Genomic DNA, 24,845 nt, shown 5'->3' on the forward strand with positions numbered 1-24,845 from the left:
GCAAAAAAAGTAATTCTAATTTTATGAAAATATTAGCTGTAGGACGCAATTATGCTGAACATATTGCCGAACTCAATAACGAAAGACCAGACCAACCTGTTATTTTTTCAAAACCAGAAACCGCTCTTTTAAAAAATAATGAACCGTTTTATTATCCAGATTTTTCTGAAGACATTCATCATGAGGTGGAAATAGTTCTGAAAGTGTCCAAAATGGGTAAAAATATTGAAGAGAAGTTTGCTCACAAATATTACGACGAAATAGGACTTGGTATAGATTTTACGGCACGTGATATTCAATCAAAACTCAAAGCAAAAGGTCTACCTTGGGATTTAGCAAAGGGTTTTAATGATTCTGCTCCTATCTCAAATTTTGTTTCAAAAGAAGGTTTTGATATGCAAAACATCAACTTTTCGTTAGACAATAATGGAGAAAGAAAACAAACTGGAAATACCAGCATGATGCTCTATTCATTTGATTATTTAATAAGTTTTATCTCACAATATTTTACACTTAAAACAGGGGATTTGATATTTACAGGTACACCAGCTGGTGTCTCAGCCGTAAAAATTGGAGATAGATTGGTGGGTAAAATAGAAGACAGTGTGATGTTTGATTTTGAAGTAAAATAAATGAAGTTTTTGAAGTTTAGCATTTTTCTTGTTTTAATAGCTTTTTCGGTTTCTGCACAGCAAAAGTTCCCTCATGGTTACTTTATAATGCCCATTGCTCCTGGACAAATCACCTCATTATCAGGTTGTTTTGGTGACATTCGCACCAATCACTTTCATGCCGGATTGGATGTAAGAACTGGAGGGATGGAAGGCAAAAACGTACATTCAGCTGCAGAAGGGTATGTTTCTCGTATAAAAATTCAGAATGGAGGCTATGGGAATGCCCTTTATGTTACCCATCCCAATGGCCTAACTACTTTATATGCCCATCTAAAAGTTTTCAATGATATGCTACAGAAATATTTGGTTAGCCAACAATACCAACAGAAAACTTGGGAGATAGATGTAATACTAAATCCGAATCAGTTTTTGGTAAAAAAAGGTGACATTATAGCTTTATCGGGTAATACAGGCGGTTCGGCAGGCCCACATTTACATTTCGAAATTCGAGATGCAGAAGAAAACGTTCTTGATCCTTCACAATTTGGTTTTGCTGAATTAAAAGACAATGTTTCGCCAATAATTCAGCAGATTTCACTCAAATGTATGTCAGCAGATGCTCGAATAAATGGCAAATTTGGGATTTTTAATTTCTCTGTAATTAAAGGAAAGGATGGTTTGTATAGAATTCCTCAAAAAATTACTGCAAAAGGGATGCTAGGTCTTGAGGTTCTAACTTATGATAGAGCAAACAATAGCCCATTTAGACAAGGAGTTAACCAAATAAACCTTGTTGTAAACGACAAACCAGTTTATAATTTCAGGCTTGACAAAATGGCTTTTCATAATAAATTGGACATGAATATTCATGCCAATTATGAGAAAATGAATAAAACTGGTCAGAAAATACATAAGTGTTATGTGGAAGAAGGCAACACTTTTGATTTTTACAAAACCAATGAATCATCTGGGAAATTTAAGATTGAAAACGATACAAATTTGGTAGAATTGAGGGTAAACGATGCCTTTGCCAATACTATTTTCGCTGAATTCAATATCATACAAGAGAAAGAGCGTAATTCGACGATTATTTCTTCTGCCAAAATCAAAACCGATATTCTGGACAATTTCTTGAAAATTGAAGTGTCTGATCCAACAAATGAATTCAATAGTCTGGGGCTACAAATAGGCAATTCAATAACTCAAGTACCTTTTGATGAGATTCTTGGACAAACCAAAATTAAAGTTTTAGATTTAAAACTCGGATTCCCTGAGTCTATAACCCTCAATGGAGCACAAATTATGCTGCCTGTAAACACTGCTTTAAAAAAATCCAATCCTTTTATAAATAAAGAAAACCTCAAAGCAGACTTTAAAGATGTACTTTATGACGAGGCATTTCTCAATATAATTGTGAATGACACCGAACTTAATCTTCATGAAGATATAGTGCCATTGAAAGGTTATGCCGACATTGTTTGGAAGAAAAACAGCCTTCCAGCATATCCCGACAAATACAAGGCTTATTTAAAAGCAGGTAAAATGAAGTTTTTGGGCGGAGACTGGCAGGGAACAAATTTGAGTTTCAAAACCAGAGAATTTGGAAAAATTCAAACCCTTTATGATTTGGACTCTCCAGCTATTTCTCCTAAATCATTAACCAAAGAAAGTCTAAAATTCAGAATATCAGACGCTTTATCAGGTATAAAGACTATTGAATGTTATGTAAATGAAGAATGGATATTAATGAACTTCGAATACAAAAACGGTATGATTTGGTCAGAAAAACTTGACTCTTCAAAACCTTTTTTAGGCAAAGTAGTTTTAAAAATAACCGATAATTGTGAAAACGTCGGAACTTTTGAAACAGAAATAACAGAGAAATAAAATTATCTTTAAAAGCTAATAGAGATTCGGTTAAGCAATATTAACTCTACATCTTTTCGACCTAGCGGTAAAATTAAAAACAATGAAATTAGAGATAGGGCAAAAAGCCCCAAACTTCGAAACTATAAACCAAGATGGAAAGACAGTGAAATTGAGCGATTTTGCTGGTAAAAAAGTAGTTTTATACTTTTATCCCAAAGACAATACACCCACCTGCACAACCCAAGCATGTAATCTCAGAGACAATTATGTAGCTCTTCAGGCCAAAGGCTATACAGTTTTGGGTGTTAGTACAGATACCGCCAAGTCGCATAAAAAATTCCAAACCAAATTCAATCTTCCATTCGACTTGCTCGATGACGTTTCTATGAAAATGGTGAATGCTTATGGTGTTTGGGCCGAAAAAACTACCTTCGGAAAAACCTATATGGGAGTTTTAAGAACCACTTTTATCATAGATGAAAAAGGTATAATTACCGACATCGTGGATAGAGTGGAGTCTAAGAGGCATTCAGAGCAAATTGTTTCCTAAAATCTGAAACCATAAGGGTTTTCAATTTCTCGCCCTCTTGATTTCATGAAATCTGAAACTGAAATCCTTTGCCCAAAACAACCATTTATTAGTGTAACTTTCTCATTGTCAATGCTATTCTTAAGTAGAATTTCTTCAGCTAATGTTCTGTTTTTGTTCAAAAGAGCCAAAAAAGCATAACACCTCACACAGGCGTTTTGATGCTGGCACAGAGCTATTAACTCCTCAGTTTTATAAATCTCTATCAGGCCTTTATAGGCTTGGTACTCCTCGGATATAATCCCATTGATACCTTTTGTATAACCAGAAACCACATTTGCATGCTCTATAATGGCAACCAAAGAATCAATTTTGGAAGATTGTGCGAATGAGTAATTGGTTACGAGAACCAAAACTAATAGGATTGCCTTCATTTTATATTTTTAATTAAAGAAGATATACAGATGTAAACGTTGCACAAACAGCATATTTATAGCTAGGAATAAATGCAAACTATTGCTTATCAGACATTTTACTATATTTAGTTCTTCCATATTTTGTTTTAATGATTTTTACGTGTACATTTGACACTTATTATAAAATATTTGCTAATCTTCAAACATTTATAGGCTTAGCAGCAATATTTTAATAAATTTGTGAAGATTATTAACAAAATTCTAATTCTTAAATGCAAACCCCAGAAATCAAGGACATTGCCACCCAAGTAAGACGCGACATCGTACGCATGGTACATGGTTGTAAGTCCGGCCACCCAGGTGGATCATTAGGCTGCACGGATATCGTCGTGGCACTATATTTCCAACAGATGAAAATCAACAACCGCAAAGGAAAGGGCGGCTACATTTCATTTAAAATGGACGGAATCGACGAAGACTTGTTCTTCCTCTCCAACGGCCACACTTCGCCTTTGTTTTATTCGGTTTTGGCAAGAAAAGGATATTTTGGAATAGAGGAATTGAGTACATTTCGTAAGTTGAACTCAAGGCTTCAAGGTCACCCAACAACACACGAAGGCTTACCGGGCATCAGAGTTGCTTCTGGCTCATTGGGTCAAGGTATGTCAGTAGGTATTGGAGCAGCAATGGCCAAAAAACTAAATGGCGACAAAAACTTAGTCTATGTTTTGATGGGCGACGGTGAGCAGCAAGAAGGCCAAGTATGGGAAGCAGCACAGTTTGCACCACACCACAAAGTGGATAATTTGGTAGGAATAATTGACTTGAATGGTCAGCAGATAGATGGTTCTACCGAGCAAGTAATGTCAAACCGTGACCTTAAAGCCAAATACAAAGCATTCGGCTGGAACGTAATGGAAATCAAAGAAGGCAATAACATAGAAGCTTGTATAGCAGGCCTAAGAAAAGCGAAAAGATTGACTGGCAAAGGCCAACCAGTGATGATATTGCTTTACACTGAAATGGGTGCTGGAGTAGATTTCATGATGGGAAGCCACAAATGGCACGGGATTGCTCCAAATGACGAACAATTGGCGGCAGCATTGGCTCAGTTACCTTCAACATTGGCTGATTATTGATTTTTTTGGAGGCAACAAGGCAGTGAGGCAAAAGGCATAAGTAGATTTGATGTGAAGTCAATAGTTTTAAAGAAAAGAACAACCTTAGCGTCTTTGCGACTTTGCGAGAAAATTACAGAATGAAAATAAAGAGCTTAAATATTAAAAATTTCAAATCCATCGTTGATATCACCATCAACGAACCCAACCCCTTTACGGTGTTCGTCGGGCCTAATGGAAGTGGAAAATCTAATATTTTTGAGGCTTTGGAAATTCTTAAGTTCTCACATTTTAATGAAACATTAGACCTTTTTGGAGGCATGACTTCAGTTATTAATAAAAACTCCATTCCAGATAACTTTGCAATTAATTTTGAATATCTTGATACAGATCAATCAGCTGAATTTGACGTATCAATACAAATTTATGAAGGTAAGATTGATTGCATTTCCTCTTACGTTGGTAGCATCGAATTTGATTCTAGTGAATTAAAACCTTTTGAGGTATTCAATAAAATTTCAAGGATTTTTGTTGGTAATGAAAGAATAAATAGAATTATCAATAATTCAAATAATAAGCTTTCAAATTCATGTCAAAACTTGGAAAAAGTACTTAAAAGACTTCTAGAGGATGAATTAATCAGAGAAGAAATCTCCGATTGGTTATCACTTTTCATTCCGGAATTTGATAGAATTGAAGTTCAGAAAAGTCAATTTAGTAGTAATGAAGATTTGTTGATTTATCAAAAACATTACGATAAACCTTTTAATAAAGAATTGATTTCTGATGGTACTTATAATATTATTGCCTTATTGACAGCTGTTTATCAATCTGATGAACCACAGTTTTTGTGTATTGAAGAGCCTGAGAATGGATTGCATCCAAAGGTCATTAAGCAATTGGTGAATTTCTTTAGAAATGCTTGTGAGGAAAAGGGTCATTATATCTGGCTAAATACGCATTCTCAAACTTTGGTGTCGCAACTCACTCCAGAAGAAATTATTTTAGTGGACAAAGAGGATGGCGAGACCAAAATTAGTCAAGTAAAAGGATTCAATACACACGGACTTGAAATGGATGAAGCTTGGCTCTCTAATGCTCTTGGAGGTGGGCTACCGTGGTAAAATTGGGGATTATTTGTGAGGATGAAAGTGGAAAAATCATATTGCAAAGTGCTGAGTTTCGAAAAATGCTTCAAACTTTAGATATCGATTTAATTGCCATTGAAGAAACCGGTTCAAAAAATCAGTTTTTCGCTGGAAGGTATCAAAAATGGAGAAATTTGATGGTAGACAAAGGTGCTGAGAAAATCATTGCTTTTTTCGATCTTGACAAAGATGAATGCTTAGTTGAGACGAAATCAAATAGTGACCTTGATAAATCAGACGATATTTGTGTAATTGCAAATACCGAATTAGAATCATGGTATCTAGCTGATAGTAAAGCACTTTCTAGTTTATTGAACAAAGATGCGGTATTCGAAAAACCTGAAATGTTTGAAAATCCAATTCGAGAAATTGTAAGCTTAAACAATGGGAAAGGATTTGGAAATAGTAAACCCTTTTTGGCAAAAAAGATGCTTAGAAACGGCTTCTCAATCGAAAATGCAGCCAAACACCCAAATTGTGACAGTGCAAAATATTTTATTAAAAAATTAAAATCATTATCTAATTAGTAATTTAATACGATGAAAAAATATACATATACAGAATCAAAAGATACTCGCTCGGGTTTTGGTGATGCCATGACTGAGCTGGGTGAGAGCCACCCAAATGTAGTGGCTTTGTGTGCTGACTTAGTAGGTTCACTCAAAATTGCTCCATTTATCAAAAATCACTCTGAGCGTTTTATCCAAACAGGTATCGCTGAGGCAAACATGATGGGCATAGCAGCTGGTTTGACCATTGGCGGAAAAATTCCTTATGCCACTACTTTTGCCAATTTCGGCTCAGGTAGAGTTTATGACCAAATCCGTCAGTCAATAGCTTATTCTGACAAAAACGTTAAAATTGCGGTTTCTCACGCCGGTCTTACACTAGGTGAAGACGGAGCGACACACCAAATATTGGAAGACCTCGCCATGATGCGTGCCATGCCAAATATGACAGTAATTAACCCATGTGACTATAACCAAACCAAAGCCGCTACAAAAGCCGTAGCTGACTTTGAAGGTCCAGTTTACTTGCGTTTTGGTCGCCCAGTTGTGCCAGTTTTCACTCCTGAAGATCAGAAATTCGAAATCGGTAAGGCTTGGATGGTGAATGAAGGAAAAGACGTAACTATCATAGCGACAGGCCATTTGGTATGGGAAGCTATAAAGGCTGGAGAAGTTTTGGCTGAGCAAGGAATTGATGCTGAAATCATCAACATTCATACTATCAAGCCGTTGGATACTGCTGCCATTTTGAAATCGGTAAAGAAAACCAAATGTGTAGTGACTTGTGAAGAACACCAGGCAAACGGTGGCTTGGGTGACGCAGTAGCTCAAACATTGGCCAAAGAATTCTTGGCCCCTCAAGAATATATTGCTGTTGATAATTCGTTTGGAGAGTCTGGTACGCCCGAGCAATTGATGGTGAAATACGGTTTGGATTCTAAAAATATCATAGAAGCGGTTAAAAAAGTTATTGCAAGAAAATAGTTTTTTTTTAACCTTTTTAGTCTTGGAGTGTCTAATCGTCGCTCCAAGACTTTTTTATTTAAAATAGCCTACAAAAGTCTTCGGAGAATTAGGAATAAATTCATTCCTTTGCGGTTGGCGAATTGCTCCGAAATAAAAAACTATGAAAGACGAAGAAATCATTCAGCTACTAGAAAATACTGAAAACCACGAGAAGGCTTTCAGGGGCATTTTGAAGGCTTACAAAGAAAAATTATACTATCACATTCGTAAAATCGTGATTGATCATGATGATGCAGATGATGTTACGCAAGAATCTTTCATAAAAATCTGGCGAAATTTGGATAAGTTCAGAGGAGACTCTAAACTTTATACTTGGCTTTACAGAATAGCTACAAACGAAGCTCTTACCTTCCTCCAAAAAAAGAAAAAAGACCAAGGAATATCCATTGACGACAACGAAGGCTTGGTGTCTCACTTAGAATCTTCAAAAAGCGATACCTATATGGATGGAGAAGAAATAGAAATCAAACTCCAGAAGGCATTGCTCCAATTAACTGACAAACAAAGAGTTGTGTTTAATTTAAAGTATTTTGAAGAACTCAAATACGAAGAAATATCAGAAATAACAGAAACCAGTGTAGGCGGATTGAAGGCTACTTATCACTTTGCAGTGAAAAAAATTGAGGAATTTCTGACCAAGAACTAAACCTTTTGACAGAATAAATGTCAAAGAGACAAGAAAAAGTTTTTATGAATATCGAAGAAAGCAATATAAAATCACCGTTTACTATTCCTGAAGGATATTTCGGGAAGTTGGAGGAGAATATTCTTGCTGAGGTAAGTATTCAAAGAATGAAATCTCTAAAAAAAGCAGCTACACCAGAAGGATATTTTGATAAACTCGAAAACGGAATTTTATCTCTTGCAAAAATAGATAAATTACAAAATATCAAGTCTTTGTCCGTTCCAAAAGATTATTTTGAAGATTTGGAGTCTCAAATAATTTCTCAAGTCAATATCGATAAGCTTAAGGATTCAGCTAAATCAGAAGTTCCAGAAGCTTATTTTGACGAAATGGAAGATTTGATTTTCTCTAAAATCAAAATAGAAAAACTCAAGGATATAAAAGAAAACAAAACTCCAGAAGGCTTTTTTGATGAGTTAGAAGAGCAAATTTCAGCTAAAGTTAGAATAGAAAGTCTCCTACAAAAAACAGAGCTTGATACTCCAATTGGTTATTTTGAAAGTCTTGAGGAAAATATATTAAGCAAAACTGTTGCGACTAAAAAGGCTAAGTTTACAGTTTTCAGAAACAAATGGGTGTATTTCAGAAACGCTGCGGCCATACTTTTGATTGGTACATTTTCAGTTTTGGTGTATAATCAAAGTCAGCCTAAAGATGAATTTGCAGAAATCAGTTCAGAGGATATGATTGCCTATTTGGCAGAAGAGAGTTTATCAGAGGAAGAATTGGGAACGATTGTTGAAGAAAATGCTGCGGTGCATGAAAATGTGGAATTGACGGAGCAAGAGATTGAAAAGTATTTGAAAGAAAATGATATTTAAAATGAAAAACATATTTTTATACACATTACTGATAATCAGCACAGTTACTTTTGGTCAAAGACCAGGAGGAAATCCCCCTGGTGGCGAAAGAATTAGGGCCATGAAGATAGGAATGATTACCAATGAACTGAAACTTACCGAAAGCCAAGCCGAGAAATTTTGGCCGATTTATAACAATTACTCTGAGGAGAAAAACGAAATACATCAGCAAATCAGAAGGTTGCACATTCGACCTGACGAGAATTTATCCAATAACGATGCGATGAAAAGGCAAGATAAAATCTTAGATTTGCAGCAAGAAGAGTTGAATGTAACTAAGAAATACAGAGACAACTTTATGAGAGTAATTACCGCCCAACAATATGCTAGTTTGATGGCTGCTGAACGTAAGTTTAATCAGATGTTGCTGGATAAACTGAAGGAAAGAAGAGGTATTGAATAGGATTTGTATTGCCCAAAACATTTTGAGAGCATCTAAAGAAATTTGGGTGCTCTTTTGCTTGAATTTCTTCGTATTTTGGGCTTAAAAGTCATGAATCCATTGCAATTGATTTAATTTGCACAAAAAAGCAAAAACTGGAAGATTTTAATCTTGAAATATTAACCGAAGCTGCCAAAATAGCCAGTCAATTAGATAAAATTGAGCCGAAAACCTTTGTGTTAAAAAATCCTCTTAAACTTGATTCTGAATTGCTGAAGCTAGTGGTAAATCAGGCTGTTTTTAACCAAACATTGGTTTCTAAAATACCAGAATGGCAAGATGCTCAGTATTTAATAGCACCACCGAAAATATCATTGGAACAGTGTTCATCACAAATTACGGCAGAATATAAAGCAAGTAAAGTAAATGGAAATATTGGATTAGACATGACTGGTGGCCTTGGCGTGGATAGTTATTTTTTCTCCAAAAAATTCAAGAATTTCTTCCACAATGAAATCAATCTCAATTTAAGCAAAATTGTAAAGTACAATTTTGAAAAGCTGGGAATTGAGAATGTGAAATTTGGGATTATCAAGGCCGAACAATATGATTTTTCAGGGCCAATAGATTTTATTTATTTAGATCCGGCCAGAAGGGACAATGCCAATCGCAAGATGGTAGGTCTCAAAGATTGTTTGCCTAACTTGTTGGATATCAAAGAAAAACTTTTGTTGAATGCAGAGATTGTTATGGTGAAATACTCTCCAATGTTGGATATTAAAGACAGTTTATCGTTACTAAGACACGTAAACGAAGTCATAGTATTAGCAGAAAAAAACGAAGTAAAAGAGTTGGTTTTTATTCTAAAGAAGGATTTAGAATCAGACCCGATTATTAATTGCATCAATTTGGGCAGCGGTCAATCGGAGTTTTGTTTCAGATATTCAGAGGAAAATGAATTAAACATAGCCTTTAAAGATCCGCAAGGCTTTCTTTATGAACCAAACGCGACAATTATGAAGGCGGGAGGTTTTAAGTCTGTATCAACAGGGTTTAATATAAATAAAATAGCTTCAAATAGCCATTTGTATTCATCTGAAGTGTGTATTTTGGATTTTCCGGGAAGAGTTTTTGAGATTGAAGTTATCTGTGATTTTGATAAAAAAAATATAAAGAAACTCTTAGAAACAGACAAAGCGAATGTAGCGGTCAGGAACTTCCCATACTCACCAGACGAAATAAAGAAGCAATTGGGACTAAAAGATGGGGGTGATAAATATATTTTCTTTACTGAGAATCAGAAAAAGAAGAAAATGGTGTTAATATGTAATAAAATTCAAAATACGTAAAATGAAAAATTTAAAGATAATAATCTTCAGTTTGATACTTTCCAATGTTTCGGCTCAGGTTTACAAAGGCCAAAACCTATATGGAGGCCGCAATGCTTTATCATTCTTTATGTTTTCAAATCAAGCCGACAAAGATTTGGAAATTGATTTGAACAAATATTTAGAAGGCTTTGGAAAGGTGTCGGCTCCTGAGAAAAATATTAAAAGGTTAGAAAGAATAAAAGATTCTGGGTTTTCTGACGACATTGTTGCCGTCGATGTTGTTTTTGAAAGCAATAAGAAGTTTCAGAAATTATGTTTCTTTTTCTTGGATAAAGATTTAAAGGTGCTGTCTCCTTTTCAAATTAGAGACAGAGAAGTAATTGAATTTGTGGAGGGTTTTCAAAGAATTACTTTGAAAAACTTAGAAGTGAAATTGGCTCAAGAGAATATTAAACTAGCCGAATCAAACCTAACGGATGCTCAAAAAAGCCAGTCTAAAATTGAAAAATCTCTTGAAAATAACCTGAAAGAGCAAGAGAAACTAGGCAAGAAACTAGATTCAACTCCTGAAATGCTAACGAAGGTGCTTTCTGAAAAAGAAGAAATAGTAGGAGAGCTGTACAGCGAAAAAGAAGCTGAAGTAGGTGCAAAAACCAAAGGAGATTTGGAGAAAGCTTCAACAAAAAAAGAAAAAGAGATTCAGAAGATTCAAAAAGATAAAGAAAAAGCCGAAACAAAACTCAGTAAAAAAGAAGTCGAATTTGATACATTAAAAGACAATTTGTTTAAGGCCAAGGCTTTGGTGAAATCCATAGAGTCTATCTTGAAAGACGCCACTGTGGTTTTAGAGGGTTTGAAATAGCCGTTTTTTGAGTTTGAATGCAATGATATGATGAATTATTCAAATTAAAATTATAATTTGAGTAAAAAATAAAACTTTAGTATGACGAAATCTGAGATTCTTGAAAAATTAGAAATCAATCATAATCAGTTTATTAGCTATTTAGATTCTCTGAATGAAGAGGAGTTTGAATTTGCTTTGACAGACAAATGGTCTGCTGGGCAACAACTCCAACACATTGTTTTATCCGTAAAACCCTTAGCTCAGGGCTTTATTTTGCCAAGATTTATTCTGAAAGTAATTTTTGGTAAAACCAACCGATCTTCGAGGTCATTCGATGCTTTGGTGGCTCGTTACAACGAGAAACTTGCTTTGGGTGGGAGGGCTTCGGGTCCGTTTGTGCCCAAAAAAGTTACTTTTGAAGAGAAGTCTAAGTTGTTTATTATCCTAAAAAAATATGTTTCTGCTATCATAAAACATATTTCGGCATATTCTGAGGCCGATATGGATTTGATGATTCTCCCTCACCCGCTTTTGGGCAAAATTACTGTTAGAGAAATGCTTTATTTTACTGCTCATCATGTTTTTCATCACCAAGAATTGATAAAACTATATTTGTCGGGCAAATCATGAATTCTTCAGAAATCGAAGCATATTTGAGTCATTACAGATCAGTTTGCCCCGAAATAAGTGAAGAAGAATTGGTATATATTTCTGAGTCTCTCTCTCTTTCTCGATACAAGAATAAACAATTTTACATGGCTGAAGGCCAAGTGCAACGAAGTATTGGGTTTCTTGTTGAAGGACTTTTGAGGGTATTTTATGTGGACGAAAGAGGAAACGAGATCACAACTTGGTTTGTCAAAGAAAATGAATACATCACAGACTATCCGTCGTTTATCAGGCAATGTCCGGCCAAATTTAATTTTCAGTGTATTGAGCCTTGTGTAGTGGTGAATCTGCCCTATACAGACATGCAGGAGGGTTATTCGAAATTCAAGAACATAGAGCGATATGGCAGACTTGTAGCCGAAGAGGTGGTAGTATTGCAACAGTCTCGAATAGAGAGTTTTTTGTTTCAAAACGCCGAGCAGCGGTATCTCGCCTTCATGAGCCGCAATCCAACTTTGTTTAATCGTATTTCGCTAACGGATTTATCGTCGTATCTGGGAATAGAAAGACAATCCTTGAGTAGAATTAGAAAATCTTTGACTCAAAAATAATTTTGTCACATTTGTGACATGTTTATTTTGTAAACGTCGTTCATTTTTGCACTATCAAACACATTAAATTTATGAAAAAGTATTTTAGTATCTTATTTCTTTTCGTGGCTTTGCGAACTTGGGGAGAAGATACGCCAAAAGTGTCTGTAAAAATTACCAACATAAAACAAGTGAAGGGTAGCATACGGGTGGCTTTTTATAAGAAAGGCTGCGATTTTCCGAACGAAGGCTCGATTACTTTCGCGAAAGAGGTAAAAATAACACAGATTGGTGAAATGACCATCCATTTCTCGGAAGTTCCTTTTGGCGAATACGCCATTGCAGTTTTTCAAGATAAAAACCAGAACCAAAAAATTGATAAAAACTTAGTAGGATACCCGCTTGAGCCCTTTGGATTTTCGAGAAATTTTAAGCCCAAGTTTTCAGGTCCCGATTTTAGCGATTGCAATGTCGTAATTTCACCTACAACCAATACCTTCACCATTAAAATGATAGATTAATATGGATGCTGCTTCAATTTTTTCTTTAGGAAATTCCTGCATACTCATCGGCTGGATATTGTTGATATTTCTACCGAACTGGAAATATACGCAGGCCAGTATTTTGAATGGCCTAATTGTATTGTATTCAGTGGTTTATTCCTATTTGATTCTGAAAGATATCGGAGATTTTCGTGCAGACAGTTTCAGTACATTGGCCAATGTAAAGGCTCTGTTTCAAAACGACAACGCCGTGGCGGCGGGTTGGTTTCATTACTTGGCTTTCGACTTGTTCGTTGGTGCCTACATTGTCCGTAAAAGCATCTCCTTGGGTATCTCTAGGTGGCTTTACACTTTGGCATTGCCTTTTACATTTATGTTTGGCCCTATGGGCTATTTGATATTTTTTATCATTAAATCGCTCAAAACAAAGTCTTTAAGCGAGTGAATCTTGTTTTTTTAATCTTTTCTTAAATCAAATTATAGAATTTGAGAGAAATCATATTATCAAATTTAACCTAATTATAACGATGAATTTTTATAAAGAAATAGTTCGAAGAAATGCCTTGATGGCAAAAATGGGTATGTTTTTCCTGATTTTGGCTGCAGTACTTGGACTATATGCCACGGTCAATGCCACCCAAGTTTTGGGAATTAATTCCATGATTAAACCCATAAAGTTTGCCTTGAGTACCTGGATTTATGCCTGGTCTATGGCGTATTTGTTGTTTTATGTTGAAAAACAACAAAAAGTAAGGCAATATACGTATCTGGCGGTTGCGACGATGTTATACGAAAATGGAGTGATAACAATTCAAGCATTTCGGGGCAAACTGTCGCATTTTAATCAATCCGAAATTGTTGGCGGTATCCTTTATGCTCTGATGGGTATTATGATTGTCTGGCTGACCACCGCTACCTTGGTTTTAACTATACGTTTTATAAGACAAAAGACCTACATTATCAGCGATTCCTTCGCCTTGTCTATTCAAATCGGACTCGTTATGTTTGTGATATTCAGCTTTTTTGGTGGCTACATGAGCGGAATAAACTCACACAATGTGGGTGGCGAAATAGGAGGAGAGGGTTTGTATTTGCTCAATTGGAGCACACTGTTTGGTGATTTGCGTGTGGCTCATTTTTTTGGAGTTCATTCTTTACAATTGATTCCGATTTTTGGTTATTTTATTTCACAAAATACTGAAAATCAATCAAAAGAAAAGCAGCAGGTTTGGGTATTTTCGGCTCTGTACTTTCTTTTTGTGGTATTTACTATGCTTCAAGGTTTGGCAGGTAAGCCGTTTATAGGCTAAAAACAGTTCTTGGTTTTTAGGCCAAGAACCTTTATTTTTTTTAAAGACTTTCTATATATTTTTTGAAACTGTCCAGAATAGCCTGCCACCCACCTTTTTGCAATTCCACCGAGTTTTCTGTTTCTGCCACGAATACTTCCTTTAGCTTAGTTCCTGATCCGTCTTTTTCAAAGAATATATCTGCGGTGCGGCCGTCTTCCATGGTATAGCTAATTTTTTGATGGGCTATAACCTCGCTGTAAACACCAATAAAATCAAATCCAAAACTGCCATCTTTGGCCTCCATGCGGTTGTTGAATTGACCACCCACCCTGAGGTCATTAGAAGCTCTTGGGGTATGCCAATCTTCTGAGGCAGCATTCCATTTTACAACGTGTTCGGGCGAATTAAAACATTCCCAAACAAGGTCAATCGAAGCATTTATATTTACTTCAACGGTGATTTTTGTTATTTCAGGCGACTCCATTTTTGTATAATTAAATTTATTTTTAATACAAAGTTAAAAGAAGAACTTGGATATTAAAGTGCATAAAAAAGACATTTGAAAGGCGTTTTGCGTCATTGTTTTTTTTCGATATATTTGAGTTATGAAAAAAGTAAGCATTTTAGTTCCTGAAAGCTCGGTTATGCAAGCCATAGCCGACCCTCAATATTGTTTTAGTGCAGTGAATCAGTTTTTGATAATTTCTGGGGCATCTCCGTTGTTTGATATACAATTGGTAGGTTTAAGAAAAGAAGTAAAACTGAATGGGGGTCAATTTTCAATTCATACGGATGCACTTATAGACGAAATAGAAACAACGGATTTAGTAATCATTCCAGCATTATTTGGCGATTTGAATGCAGCCATTGAGGCCAATGGAGACTTTTTACCTTGGATTAGAAAGCAAAGAGAAAATGGTGCAGAAGTAGCTTCACTTTGCTTAGGAGCATTTTTGTTGGCCTCTACAGGCCTTTTGGATGGAAAAAAATGCTCGACTCATTGGGGCTTTACGAATGAATTCAGAAGGATGTTTCCGTTTGTTGAAGTACAAGATGGGAGCATAGTGACTGAAGAAAATGGCATATATTCAAGCGGAGGAGCTACTTCTTATTGGAATTTGCTCCTACATTTGGTAGAAAAATATACCAGTAGAGAAACAGCAATCTTAACTTCGAAATACTTCGCAATAGATATAGACAGAAATAATCAATCGGCTTTTGCTATGTTTAAAGGCCAAAAAGAGCATAAAGATATTGAAATTCAGAAAGTGCAGGACTATATAGAACAGAACATTGAAGGTAAATTTTCGGTGGAAGAACTTGCAGATTTGGTGGCATTAGGTAGAAGGAGTTTTGAGCGGAGATTCAAATCAGCCACCAACAATTCGGTGCTGGAGTATATTCAAAGAGTCAAAATAGAAACTGCAAAGCGGAGTTTTGAAAACAGCCGCAAAAACATTAACGAGGTAATGATGGACGTTGGTTATTCTGATAATAAGGCCTTTAGGACAACTTTTAAAAAGATAACTGGTTTGACCCCGATAGAATATCGCAACAAATACCGCAAGATGGCTTAATGTTACCTACTAACATTAGTAGTACCGCCGCTAAATAATCAAAACTAGCTTTGTGTCGAACAAAAAACAAAGCTATGAAAAGATTATTTATGCTACTGTTCCTCCTAAATGCCTATTTGGTTCAAGCTCAAGTGGAAATGAGAGCGGATTCTGCAATTATCAAATCCAAGCTTAGAATCATAAATCATAGTGAAGGCTCGGGAAAAATTCTTACTTCTGATGCACTTGGAAATGCCACTTGGCAGACTCCTTCTTCGGGCGGAGGCCTTTGGACCCAGACTTTAGGGTTTATAGAGAATACCAATTCCAATGGATTTTGGTCAAGATATGCATCCCCATTGCCCATTGGGGCTAATAATACTACGTATCCCCCAGCTGCACCAACATCTGGCAATGGAACCCGAATGGCATGGATACCCTCACGAAGTGCATTTCAAGGTGGGACATTTAATACCTTAGACGGATCGGTAAGATTCGTTTCCGAGAACATAGGGCTGTTTAGTTTTTGTTATGGTCTTAATTCAGAGTCAAGGTCGAGAGGTGGCATAGCAATGGGTGAAGGAGCTATTGCGGATGGCAGCAGTAATACAATAGCCTTTGGGGAATCTGTTCAAGTTAGAGGACTGAGAAATCTTGGAGCAGGTTTCTCTAATATTATAGAAGATGGCTCTGACAATACCATTTTATTTGGCGTAAATTCAAATGCAGTCGCAGGCCAGTACAATCATGGTTTAGGTTGGGGACTAGAAATGAATGGTTTTGGGACTTCTACTTTAGGTACATTTAATCTTTTACCTTTTTTGGAAGCACCAACACAATCTAACACTTCTTGGGTAGCTGCTGATCCGCTACTTATAGTAGGAAATGGGCAGTCCAACCTTGCACGGTCAAACGCTATGGTTATTCAAAAAAATGGCATTGTAAATATCGGAATAACGCCAAATAGCTCAACAACTTACAAGCTTAGAGTGGGAGGTAGTATGAGTGCAAGTAGTACTGTACAAGCAGCCAACTTACGAGCCACAAATTTGCAGGGAACTGGAATTAGAGATGTATGCACAGATGCAAGCGGGAATTTGGTAGAATGTGCCAGTGCAAGTTTTGGAACACACAATGTTTCGGCTTTCGGCTTTCAGGTTTATACAACTTCAGCTGGTGCAGCGTCAAATTTTCAAAGAGATGTGGTCAATGGATTTGTTTCATTCGTGAGCAATACTAAACAAACAGAAGCTTTTTTGTATGCTCCAGTAGAGCTGCCAAATGGATTTACAGTTAATCAGATGGCTTTTCACTATAAGCAAAGTGCAGGAGGAACGATGTCGGTGTATTTTAAAAAAGTAGCAAAACAAAATGCAGGCCCCGCAACAAATATTATAACTGTAAGCTCAAGTGCTGGAGCTGGTGTACTGGAAACATTGGGAACACCAAGCACAACTGAGGTAATTGACAATGCCCAGTTTTATTATTTTCTATTTGTAGAAGCAGGAACTGTTTGGTTGGGCAATGCCATGGCCTTAAGAGGTGTAATGTTTTATCCAGAAAAAGTAAAATAAGTTTTGATTTTAAATATCAGAAACCCCATGAAAACATTAAGAAAGAAACTCATCAAAGATTCCACTGAAATTATTGCACCATTTACTTCGGTTCATGTGGGCTCTAGGCTGGAGTTTTGTCCGACTGAAATCATCATGATTCAGGCCGATATCAGCTATTCTTATCTGTATTTGAGAAATGGCCGTAAAATCATAGTCAGCACCAATATTCAAAAGTTGGAAGAGCGTTTTCTGCCTTTCAGAAACATGGTGAGGATTCACCGCTCTACTATGATTAATACGCAGTTTTTGAAATACGTCGAAGGCACTAACGCCTTTTTAATCAATGACATGCAGTGTATAATTTCCCGTAGAAAAAGAATCGATTTGTTTAAAGCTATTCAAATAAATAATTAATAATCATGAAACAAAAACTAACATTGCTCTTGGTATTTTTAAGTATTTCATCTTCATTTGCTACTCTTCGTCGGGTAAATAACAATGTGGGTATAGTACCTGTGGCTACTCTGGTGTATACTACCCTCGATGCCGCAATTGCTGATGCCGTAAATGGCGATACTATTTATGTGGAGCCGTCAACAACAAGCTATTCTATGGGTTCAGTACTTATCAAAAGACTTATTTTTATTGGCGATGGTTATCAGAAAGGAAGCAATGCCAATTTGATAAGTCCATTGTCATTCAGTTTGAACGAATCTATTATCACAGCTAACTTTGCAATAAACACTGGGGCAGAGAATAGTGCATTTATTGGTATGAGATTAAATGGAGATATCACTGTAAATGCCTCAAATATTCTTTTCAAGAGATGTTCTTTTACTCCATCAAACAGCGGCGGAAATTTGGTCTTAAATTCATCATCTAATATTGTGGAACAGTGTTTCTTCAGTTTAAATGGTGGTGGGCATGGCGATATTAATGGCAGTGGAAGCGGCAATATTTTTAGAAACTGTATCATACAAGACATCATGTTTAATCAAGTTAATCCGTTGGTTGACCAATGTTTTTTGGGTGGCGTACAGACTATCGTAAATGGAACCTTTACTAATTGTATCGTAGGTACAAATAACTACAGTGTAGGTACCAATTCTACATTTAGTTTTAGCATAAAAATTGGGGCCGTTTTTGGAACTCCAGGAAGTAATAATATAGAGAATGCAGTTTTGTCAGATGTTTTTGAATCAAGCAGTCCAACTTTCGACAAAAACTACCGTTTGAAAGTCGGTTCATCGGCTATAGGAACTGGCAATACTGGCCAAAATATTGGGCCATTCGGTGGTGCAGATCCCTATAGACTATCAGGGCAGGCTGGAATTCCTACAATAAGAAACTTCTTTCTAAGTACGACCGGTTCAACAGCTTCAGGGCTCTCTGGGAGTATCACAGTGCAGTCTAACAACTAATTTGCCATGAAAAAAATACTTACTATCATCCTATTTATGGGGTGGTCTTGCTTGAGCTTTGCACAGAACATCCAGAGGATTGAATATTTTATTGATAATGACCCAGGTTTTGGAAATGGTACAGATGTTCCTTTCACAGGAAGTAATATCGTAACCACCAATTTAAGCATACCTATGCCAGTGGACTTATCAAAAGGGTTTCATAAATTTTATGTAAGGGCTAAAAACACCAATGGTGTTTGGAGTATGGTTACTTCTCAAAATTTTTTCAAAACCGATGATTTGTCGTCCCTTCAAAATATTGTAAAATTAGAATATTTTATAAACAACGATTTAGGCATTGGACAAGGCGTAAATATTCCTATTACGGCAAATACAAATATAACCAGTAGTTTCAGTGTTCCTTTACCAGTGAACCTTCCTAACGGTTTTCACAAATTTTTAATCAGAGCCAAAGATATTTCGGGGAAATGGAGTATGATTTATTCTCAGTCATTCTTTAAAACGACTGATCTGCCGACTCTACAAAATATTACTAAGCTAGAATATTTTATAGATTCAGATACTGGCTTTGGGCAGGGAGTCAACATACCTTTTTCGGCAGGAAATCAAATAAGCCAGAGTTTTAATATCTCATTGGCATCAGATTTAGCTGTCGGCTTTCACAAGTTTTGTATAAGAGCCAAAGATGTATCAGGAAAATGGAGTACTGTGTTTTTTCAGAATTTCTACAAAACGAACGATTTGATAAACCTCCAAAATATTGTAAAACTTGAATACTTTGTAGATATAGACCCAGGTGTGGGGTTGGCAACAAATTTCCCCATCACCTCAAGTAATCTTTTAAATATAGACGAGCCAATTTTCGAAATATCACCCGCACTTTTAGGTGGAAACCATAGCCTTTTTATCAGGGCAAAAGACGCATCGGGCAAATGGAGCATGATAGCTCAAAAGCCGTTTATAAACTGCGAAGTTGGAGCCACCGTTTCTGCAAATCCATCACCGGCATCGTGTGGAACACCAATCAATGTAAATGTAACTTTGCAGAACAATAACAGCAGTTCATTGAGTTGGTCATGGTTTAAAAACGGAATCGAAATACCAAATTCAGCAAATCTTAGCTCAGTTGTTGCTACCGAAACTTCCCATTTTTTAGTGAAACTTACCACAACTGGCAATGGGGCATGCAATTCTACAAGCAGTAATTTATTACGCGTTTTTGTTAGAACAGCAGACTCTGTTCGCATAAAAACCAACGTCATAGGAACAAATTGTAACAATGCCGCCACGCTCGAAGTTGATAGTCAAAACTCACTGATAACCAATGGGTTTGGTGTATCTTATACTTGGTTTTTGAATAACTCAGCTTTACCTAACTCCAACTCGCCAGCACTTACTGTAACCCAAGGCGGTACATACAAAGTAAGGATAAATTATAGCGGAGGCTTGGCCGCTTGTGGTTTTATAGAATCAAATCTCGTGGAGATTCAAGAGAAAATACCTTTGGTAGCAATTTCGCCAATTAGTAGTTTACCCGATAAAATTGTGGTTTGTATAGGAACAACAATTCAACTCAATGCAATAACAGACTTAACAGGGAACCTGAGCTATCAATGGTTCAAAAACAACCAGCCCTTGAATGGTCAAACTGAAGCCAACCTTCTGGTGAGTAATGCTGAGGGAAGCTATAAAGTCAGTATTTCGGGTGGTAATTGTTCAAATTTAACATCTGCTAGTTATCTCTTAAGTTATTCTGGTAGTGCCACCGAAAGTCCAACGATGAACCTCGTAAGTGGCCTGCTAAACAGCTGCCCAGGTAGTTTGGCTACGCTTTCGGTTGCAGGATGCAGTGGATTGGTAGAATGGAATAATGGGTTTGAAGGCTCATCATTATCGGTGACCCAGCTTAACTCCGCTTTTACCTATCAGGCTATATGCCGGACTACTTGTATGCATCAGGTGGCCTCTCCTAAAACCTTTTCTCCCAATGGCACAACCTTAGCAGCTGCAAGTATTTCAGTAGATGATTTTCCCTTGACCACCAGATACAGCATATCACCTGTTTCGTCGAGTGGTCACGGAACTGCCTATCGCTATAATGAATTTAGTCCAGCAGTGGCTGTAGCATCGCTTGAAGGAGGCAGTAATTACTATATTACCTCGAAATTTGAATTTAATGCTTTTAAAAAAACAAATAGTCTACTCTTTCATCAAACAGAAATAAGCACAGGAATTCCAATCATAAATATAAATGGAGTCGATATCATTTCATTGCGAAACAATCATTTTTTAATGGCTGGATTTACCAATGCAGGCATCGTGGGAGATAAATCAATTTCTAGTTTTGGTGGAGATGACTTTTGGATACTTTCCAGAAATATTTCTGGGGCCAAGCTTTGGGACAAGGCTTTTGGCGGAAGTGGAGCGGAGTCTTTAAATAAGGTCTTACAACTACCCAATGGCGATTTAATTTTGGCAGGAAATTCCTCTTCCGGAATTAGTGGCAACAAGACCGCCACTCACCATGGCAACAATGATTTTTGGGTAGTAAAAACCGATTCGCTTGGAAATAAATTAGCTGATTTCTCCTATGGGGGTAGCGGAAATGACCGACTTAGTGATGTGCTTTTACTTTCCAATGGAAACATTCTTTTGGTGGGAAATAGTGATTCTGGCATTTCTGGCAATAAAACAACTGCCGCAATAGGCAGTGGTGATATTTGGGCAGTCGTGATTAATGCAAGTGGTGTCAAGGTTTGGGAAAAGACATTCGGGACATCACAAACTGAAGGGCCTTATGCAGTGGAAGAGAAAAATGAGCATCTTTATATTGCCGTCAATTCTTCGAATATTAATGGCAACGGTATTTATAAAATAAATCTGAATGGAGATTTTGTGCAAACTGCTGCTTACACATTTAATGATTATTTTCCTGCCATTAGTTCCAGTTTTACTATGAAGGATATACATAAAAGCCCTACAAACGACTTGGTGGTGGTGGGTAGAGTTAATGGACAGGCCACATTTGGCAACATCCAATATGCTTATGATTATTTACTTATGTTTGAAATTCAAGAAGACTTAACTATAATAAACACCACTAAAACAACTTTTGGTAGTACGCTTAGTGATGACTTAGGGACAACTTTTTTTGATAAAGAAGGCAATTTTCATCTTATCAAATCCAATGATATTTTTAATTGTCCAGAATCTGGAGATCCGCTTTATTCTTTATATTATTTAGATAATTCGGCTCAGAACACCACACTCTGCAACAGAGGAAACATCACCGATGGACATTGGTTTAAATGGACTGTAAGTAAATATAACTTTCAAAGTCGCTCATACACTGATTTTTGCAAAGGGAAGGAGTTTTTATTAAAGGCCAGTATACCAAACCAAGAGAACTTACGAAATCTCCAATTTAATTGGAGCGATGGACAAACGGGTCAAATCATCAAAATAACTCCTCAAACTCGCCTGCCACTGTATGCATCTTATGCTCAAAATGGCTCGGGTAGCGTTTGTGGCTCTACGGTGGCATCTGTAAATCTCTATCCTTATGGCGACAAATTGGTCTTGGCTGGAAATAACTTTACGGACGCCAATATCAAATTTGCCTACAAAGAGATTTCTTCTTCTGAAAATCTCGGTTTGTCGGCAAATTACAAGTCGGAGGGAGGTATAACACTCAGTCCTGGTTTTCAGATAAGTGGATTCAGTAACAAGGTCTTCAAAGCCGAAATAGGAGGCTGTACCAATCAATAAATTCTAAAAAATGAAACTAAAACTATTACTGTTGGCCTTTGTGCTAATAACCATGCGAGGGTTTTCTCAAAGTATTTTGTTAGAACCTACCGGAACTGGACAAGGCATTTTTAGCAAAAGAAGCTCGTTCTATAATTCCTCAGTTTCAACACCTTTGGTATTGCCCGATTCGGGTGTTGGAACAAGATTGATGTGGATTCCCGAACGTAGTGCTTTCAGGGCTGGGTCGGTGTCAGGAACACAGTGGAACAACGCCAACATTGGCCCATATAGTTTTGCCTTGGGCTTAGACCTGAAAGTCACCGGACTGGCTGCAGGAGCGGTGGGGTTTCAAAATCAAGCCTCAGGCTTACAAAGTTTCGCTGGTGGCTTTAGTAACATTGCGGCGGGCAACCAATCCATGGCATTTGGTGTTGGAAACAACACTTCGGGTGCTGCCTCTCTGGCTTTGGGCCATACCAACCTTATTCCAAATACAGGTACAAACTCGGTTGTTATTGGACAAGGAAATAGCGTTCAGGTGTCCAACAACTATCTGATTGGAAAGGACAACCTGGGCAAAAATATCTTGGAGTTTGCCTTCGGTTATGAAAATGATGTGAGTGCCGCACGGTCATTTTCTGTTGGATACTTTAATAAAAACTCCGGGGTTTCTTCATACAATTTTGGAGAAGCAAATACCACACACACGGAAAGAGCCATGAATCTCGGGTTTAACAATCAATCGTCGGGCATCAGAGCTGTGGCCATCGGATCTAGCAATACCCCTTCTGGCGACTTTCACTTGGCCATAGGTACAGGCAACAATGGCTCGGGGGTTCAGTCTTTGAGCATGGGTACCGTCAGCAATAGCAATTCAGACATGAGCATAAGTGGAGGCTTGGGCATAGTAAATAATAGCTATGCCAGCGTTATGCTGGGCATTTATAACGATTCTTTGCTGACAGACCTGGCTAGTGGAGGTATTTCAAAAACTGTTTATGATGCCAATGACCCATTGTTTATCATAGGTAATGGCACGGCCAATAATGCCCGAAGCAATGCCCTCACCATGTACAAAAACGGTAGAGTGGGCTTGGGTACAAACCTGCCTTCCCAATTACTCGATGTAAACGGCTCGGCGAGGTTTAGGAGTGTAACTACCGACAACGCTAACACCGTTTTTTTGAGCATAGAAACTGACGGCACCCTCAAAAAGACAACGCCAACGGCTTCAGATATGCGTTTGAAGCAGAATATTGTGGCTCTAGAGAATCCGCTAGAAAAAATTATGCAGATGCGTGGCGTAAGCTATGAATTTAAAGAAACACCCGACCAAAAACGGATGGGGTTTATAGCCCAAGAAGTAGAAAAAGTATATCCCGAGGCCGTGTTTGAGATAGAACAGGGTGGCCTAAAAGGTGTAAGATACGATGACTTGATACCCGTGTTGCTGGAAGCCCTGAAAACACAGCAAAGACAGATAGAAGCTTTGCAAAAGCAAATGACCGAAATAACTGGCAAAGCACAACCTTAAGCCTTATTTATAGCCATTTAAAAAGCAAATACGCACCTATCAGCCCAAAGGACTATCTTTTGGGCTGTTTTGCTTTACACTATCACCAATTTCAAATTTTACAGAGCCAATGTCAAACGCAACATCGGCGATGTCAACATTGACAGAGCCAATGTCAAACGCAACATCGCCGATGTCAACATTGACGGAGTCAATGTCAAACACAACATCGCCGATGTCAACATCGACGGAGCCAATGTCAAACACAACATCACCGATGTCAACATGGTCGGAGCCAATGTCAAACGCAACATCGCCAATGTCAACATTGACGGAGCCAATGTCAAACGCAACATCGCCAATGTCAACATCGCCGGAGCCAATGTCAAACACAACATCGGCGATGTCAACATCGACGCAGCCAATGTCAAGCACAACATTGCCGATGCCAACATCGCCGGAGCCAATGTCAAACACAAAATCGCCGATGTCAACATCGCCGGAGCCAATGTCAAGATGCGTTTTATAAGGGTTTGCCCGTTCGGAAACGCAGTAATAAATCATAGCCAAACCCACCGTATGATAAATACCCGAAACATTATTTTTTACAGTTTTGCCATTGTTGGGTTTATTGATTAGTTTCGTAAGATTTTAAAGACCACACGGTCTGCCTAATAATATTCTTAAACCGACAACAAATGCTTGTACATGGATATGTTTT

At 37.3% G+C, this 24,845-nt stretch carries 26 protein-coding genes; 24 read left to right on the forward strand and 2 right to left on the reverse strand.

Going from position 1 to position 24,845, the window contains the following annotated elements; translation table 11 throughout:
- The first annotated feature begins 23 nt into the window (after positions 1-23).
- The 3 genes from EGI26_RS16590 (at position 24) to bcp (ending at position 3,033) form a co-directional block, all read left to right on the forward strand.
- Entirely contained in the window at positions 24-632 is a 609-nt protein-coding gene (locus EGI26_RS16590) for a fumarylacetoacetate hydrolase family protein (protein WP_255080166.1), read from the forward strand.
- A complete protein-coding gene (locus tag EGI26_RS16595) occupies positions 633-2,501 on the forward strand; it encodes a M23 family metallopeptidase (RefSeq protein WP_255080167.1) in 1,869 nt (622 codons plus the stop codon).
- Between the two features lie 82 nt (positions 2,502-2,583).
- Complete coding sequence (gene bcp, locus EGI26_RS16600) at positions 2,584-3,033, forward strand: thioredoxin-dependent thiol peroxidase (protein ID WP_255080168.1); 450 nt, start codon at positions 2,584-2,586, stop codon at positions 3,031-3,033.
- Here bcp and EGI26_RS16605 read toward each other — a convergent pair.
- A complete protein-coding gene (locus EGI26_RS16605) occupies positions 3,030-3,446 on the reverse strand; it encodes a hypothetical protein (RefSeq protein WP_255080169.1) in 417 nt (138 codons plus the stop codon). The two genes, bcp and EGI26_RS16605, sit on opposite strands and share 4 nt — an antisense overlap.
- A 254-nt stretch (positions 3,447-3,700) precedes the next feature.
- Between EGI26_RS16605 and EGI26_RS16610 the strand changes: the two genes are divergently transcribed.
- The 14 genes from EGI26_RS16610 to EGI26_RS16675 all read left to right on the forward strand — a co-directional run bounded on the left by EGI26_RS16610 (position 3,701) and on the right by EGI26_RS16675 (position 14,343).
- Positions 3,701-4,567 carry a transketolase gene (locus EGI26_RS16610; RefSeq protein ID WP_255080170.1) on the forward strand — a complete coding sequence of 289 codons (867 nt, stop codon included), beginning with the start codon at positions 3,701-3,703 and terminating at the stop codon, positions 4,565-4,567.
- Between the two features lie 119 nt (positions 4,568-4,686).
- Positions 4,687-5,670, forward strand: coding sequence for an AAA family ATPase (locus EGI26_RS16615; RefSeq protein WP_255080171.1), 984 nt, complete (start codon positions 4,687-4,689; stop codon positions 5,668-5,670).
- Entirely contained in the window at positions 5,664-6,221 is a 558-nt protein-coding gene (locus EGI26_RS16620; protein WP_255080172.1) for a DUF4276 family protein, read from the forward strand. Before EGI26_RS16615 ends, EGI26_RS16620 begins: the two co-directional genes overlap by 7 nt.
- Before the next feature lie 12 nt (positions 6,222-6,233).
- On the forward strand, positions 6,234-7,187 hold the full coding sequence (locus tag EGI26_RS16625) for a transketolase family protein (RefSeq protein ID WP_255080173.1): 954 nt from the start codon (positions 6,234-6,236) through the stop codon (positions 7,185-7,187).
- A 142-nt stretch (positions 7,188-7,329) separates the two neighbouring features.
- The gene (locus EGI26_RS16630; protein ID WP_255080175.1) at positions 7,330-7,875 is read left to right on the forward strand and encodes an RNA polymerase sigma factor; all 546 of its coding nucleotides are present in this window, start codon (positions 7,330-7,332) and stop codon (positions 7,873-7,875) included.
- A 44-nt stretch (positions 7,876-7,919) separates the two neighbouring features.
- Positions 7,920-8,735, forward strand: a complete 816-nt coding sequence (locus EGI26_RS16635; RefSeq protein ID WP_255080176.1) for a hypothetical protein — start codon at positions 7,920-7,922, stop codon at positions 8,733-8,735.
- 1 nt (position 8,736) lies between these two features.
- Positions 8,737-9,177 carry a Spy/CpxP family protein refolding chaperone gene (locus tag EGI26_RS16640; RefSeq protein ID WP_255080177.1) on the forward strand — a complete coding sequence of 147 codons (441 nt, stop codon included), beginning with the start codon at positions 8,737-8,739 and terminating at the stop codon, positions 9,175-9,177.
- A 215-nt stretch (positions 9,178-9,392) separates the two neighbouring features.
- Entirely contained in the window at positions 9,393-10,505 is a 1,113-nt protein-coding gene (locus tag EGI26_RS21245) for a THUMP-like domain-containing protein (RefSeq protein ID WP_255080178.1), read from the forward strand.
- A 1-nt stretch (position 10,506) separates the two neighbouring features.
- Positions 10,507-11,349 carry a hypothetical protein gene (locus EGI26_RS16650; protein WP_255080180.1) on the forward strand — a complete coding sequence of 281 codons (843 nt, stop codon included), beginning with the start codon at positions 10,507-10,509 and terminating at the stop codon, positions 11,347-11,349.
- 81 nt (positions 11,350-11,430) lie between these two features.
- On the forward strand, positions 11,431-11,961 hold the full coding sequence (locus EGI26_RS16655) for a DinB family protein (protein ID WP_255080182.1): 531 nt from the start codon (positions 11,431-11,433) through the stop codon (positions 11,959-11,961).
- A complete protein-coding gene (locus EGI26_RS16660) occupies positions 11,958-12,551 on the forward strand; it encodes a Crp/Fnr family transcriptional regulator (protein ID WP_255080183.1) in 594 nt (197 codons plus the stop codon). Before EGI26_RS16655 ends, EGI26_RS16660 begins: the two co-directional genes overlap by 4 nt.
- Before the next feature lie 71 nt (positions 12,552-12,622).
- Positions 12,623-13,051 (forward strand): DUF2141 domain-containing protein, encoded by a 429-nt coding sequence (locus EGI26_RS16665; protein WP_255080184.1) that lies wholly within the window; start codon positions 12,623-12,625, stop codon positions 13,049-13,051.
- Position 13,052: 1 nt separating this feature from the next.
- The gene (locus tag EGI26_RS16670) at positions 13,053-13,478 is read left to right on the forward strand and encodes an ABA4-like family protein (protein WP_255080185.1); all 426 of its coding nucleotides are present in this window, start codon (positions 13,053-13,055) and stop codon (positions 13,476-13,478) included.
- Between the two features lie 82 nt (positions 13,479-13,560).
- Entirely contained in the window at positions 13,561-14,343 is a 783-nt protein-coding gene (locus EGI26_RS16675; RefSeq protein WP_255080186.1) for a hypothetical protein, read from the forward strand.
- Between the two features lie 40 nt (positions 14,344-14,383).
- On the opposite strand, the gene EGI26_RS16680 is transcribed toward EGI26_RS16675, so the two are convergent.
- Positions 14,384-14,809 (reverse strand): SRPBCC family protein, encoded by a 426-nt coding sequence (locus tag EGI26_RS16680; RefSeq protein ID WP_255080187.1) that lies wholly within the window; start codon positions 14,807-14,809, stop codon positions 14,384-14,386.
- Between the two features lie 121 nt (positions 14,810-14,930).
- On the opposite strand from EGI26_RS16680, the gene EGI26_RS16685 reads away from it, so the two are divergent.
- The 7 genes from EGI26_RS16685 to EGI26_RS16715 all read left to right on the forward strand — a co-directional run bounded on the left by EGI26_RS16685 (position 14,931) and on the right by EGI26_RS16715 (position 24,763).
- Entirely contained in the window at positions 14,931-15,902 is a 972-nt protein-coding gene (locus tag EGI26_RS16685) for a GlxA family transcriptional regulator (protein WP_255080188.1), read from the forward strand.
- 74 nt (positions 15,903-15,976) lie between these two features.
- Positions 15,977-17,455: a hypothetical protein gene (locus EGI26_RS16690; protein ID WP_255080189.1), complete on the forward strand. Its 1,479-nt coding sequence runs from the start codon at positions 15,977-15,979 to the stop codon at positions 17,453-17,455.
- 27 nt (positions 17,456-17,482) lie between these two features.
- Positions 17,483-17,851: a LytTR family DNA-binding domain-containing protein gene (locus EGI26_RS16695; RefSeq protein WP_255080190.1), complete on the forward strand. Its 369-nt coding sequence runs from the start codon at positions 17,483-17,485 to the stop codon at positions 17,849-17,851.
- A 5-nt stretch (positions 17,852-17,856) separates the two neighbouring features.
- A complete protein-coding gene (locus EGI26_RS16700; protein ID WP_255080191.1) occupies positions 17,857-18,858 on the forward strand; it encodes a hypothetical protein in 1,002 nt (333 codons plus the stop codon).
- Between the two features lie 6 nt (positions 18,859-18,864).
- Entirely contained in the window at positions 18,865-22,629 is a 3,765-nt protein-coding gene (locus EGI26_RS16705; RefSeq protein ID WP_255080192.1) for a hypothetical protein, read from the forward strand.
- 10 nt (positions 22,630-22,639) lie between these two features.
- Complete coding sequence (locus EGI26_RS16710) at positions 22,640-24,145, forward strand: tail fiber domain-containing protein (RefSeq protein ID WP_255080193.1); 1,506 nt, start codon at positions 22,640-22,642, stop codon at positions 24,143-24,145.
- A gap of 69 nt (positions 24,146-24,214) precedes the next feature.
- The gene (locus EGI26_RS16715; RefSeq protein ID WP_255080194.1) at positions 24,215-24,763 is read left to right on the forward strand and encodes a hypothetical protein; all 549 of its coding nucleotides are present in this window, start codon (positions 24,215-24,217) and stop codon (positions 24,761-24,763) included.
- Positions 24,764-24,845 lie beyond the last annotated feature (82 nt).

Origin of the sequence: Lacihabitans sp. CCS-44, from assembly GCF_024343735.1 — a bacterium.
Lineage (GTDB): Bacteria > Bacteroidota > Bacteroidia > Cytophagales > Spirosomataceae > Leadbetterella.

Coding starts and splice junctions, on each gene's coding strand:
- EGI26_RS16590 (WP_255080166.1), top strand. CDS start 24: ATGAAAATATTAGCTGTAGGACGCAATTATGCTGAACATATTGCCGAA.
- EGI26_RS16595 (WP_255080167.1), top strand. CDS start 633: ATGAAGTTTTTGAAGTTTAGCATTTTTCTTGTTTTAATAGCTTTTTCG.
- bcp (WP_255080168.1), top strand. CDS start 2,584: ATGAAATTAGAGATAGGGCAAAAAGCCCCAAACTTCGAAACTATAAAC.
- EGI26_RS16605 (WP_255080169.1), bottom strand. CDS start 3,446: ATGAAGGCAATCCTATTAGTTTTGGTTCTCGTAACCAATTACTCATTC.
- EGI26_RS16610 (WP_255080170.1), top strand. CDS start 3,701: ATGCAAACCCCAGAAATCAAGGACATTGCCACCCAAGTAAGACGCGAC.
- EGI26_RS16615 (WP_255080171.1), top strand. CDS start 4,687: ATGAAAATAAAGAGCTTAAATATTAAAAATTTCAAATCCATCGTTGAT.
- EGI26_RS16625 (WP_255080173.1), top strand. CDS start 6,234: ATGAAAAAATATACATATACAGAATCAAAAGATACTCGCTCGGGTTTT.
- EGI26_RS16630 (WP_255080175.1), top strand. CDS start 7,330: ATGAAAGACGAAGAAATCATTCAGCTACTAGAAAATACTGAAAACCAC.
- EGI26_RS16635 (WP_255080176.1), top strand. CDS start 7,920: ATGAATATCGAAGAAAGCAATATAAAATCACCGTTTACTATTCCTGAA.
- EGI26_RS16640 (WP_255080177.1), top strand. CDS start 8,737: ATGAAAAACATATTTTTATACACATTACTGATAATCAGCACAGTTACT.
- EGI26_RS16650 (WP_255080180.1), top strand. CDS start 10,507: ATGAAAAATTTAAAGATAATAATCTTCAGTTTGATACTTTCCAATGTT.
- EGI26_RS16655 (WP_255080182.1), top strand. CDS start 11,431: ATGACGAAATCTGAGATTCTTGAAAAATTAGAAATCAATCATAATCAG.
- EGI26_RS16660 (WP_255080183.1), top strand. CDS start 11,958: ATGAATTCTTCAGAAATCGAAGCATATTTGAGTCATTACAGATCAGTT.
- EGI26_RS16665 (WP_255080184.1), top strand. CDS start 12,623: ATGAAAAAGTATTTTAGTATCTTATTTCTTTTCGTGGCTTTGCGAACT.
- EGI26_RS16670 (WP_255080185.1), top strand. CDS start 13,053: ATGGATGCTGCTTCAATTTTTTCTTTAGGAAATTCCTGCATACTCATC.
- EGI26_RS16675 (WP_255080186.1), top strand. CDS start 13,561: ATGAATTTTTATAAAGAAATAGTTCGAAGAAATGCCTTGATGGCAAAA.
- EGI26_RS16680 (WP_255080187.1), bottom strand. CDS start 14,809: ATGGAGTCGCCTGAAATAACAAAAATCACCGTTGAAGTAAATATAAAT.
- EGI26_RS16685 (WP_255080188.1), top strand. CDS start 14,931: ATGAAAAAAGTAAGCATTTTAGTTCCTGAAAGCTCGGTTATGCAAGCC.
- EGI26_RS16690 (WP_255080189.1), top strand. CDS start 15,977: ATGAAAAGATTATTTATGCTACTGTTCCTCCTAAATGCCTATTTGGTT.
- EGI26_RS16695 (WP_255080190.1), top strand. CDS start 17,483: ATGAAAACATTAAGAAAGAAACTCATCAAAGATTCCACTGAAATTATT.
- EGI26_RS16700 (WP_255080191.1), top strand. CDS start 17,857: ATGAAACAAAAACTAACATTGCTCTTGGTATTTTTAAGTATTTCATCT.
- EGI26_RS16705 (WP_255080192.1), top strand. CDS start 18,865: ATGAAAAAAATACTTACTATCATCCTATTTATGGGGTGGTCTTGCTTG.
- EGI26_RS16710 (WP_255080193.1), top strand. CDS start 22,640: ATGAAACTAAAACTATTACTGTTGGCCTTTGTGCTAATAACCATGCGA.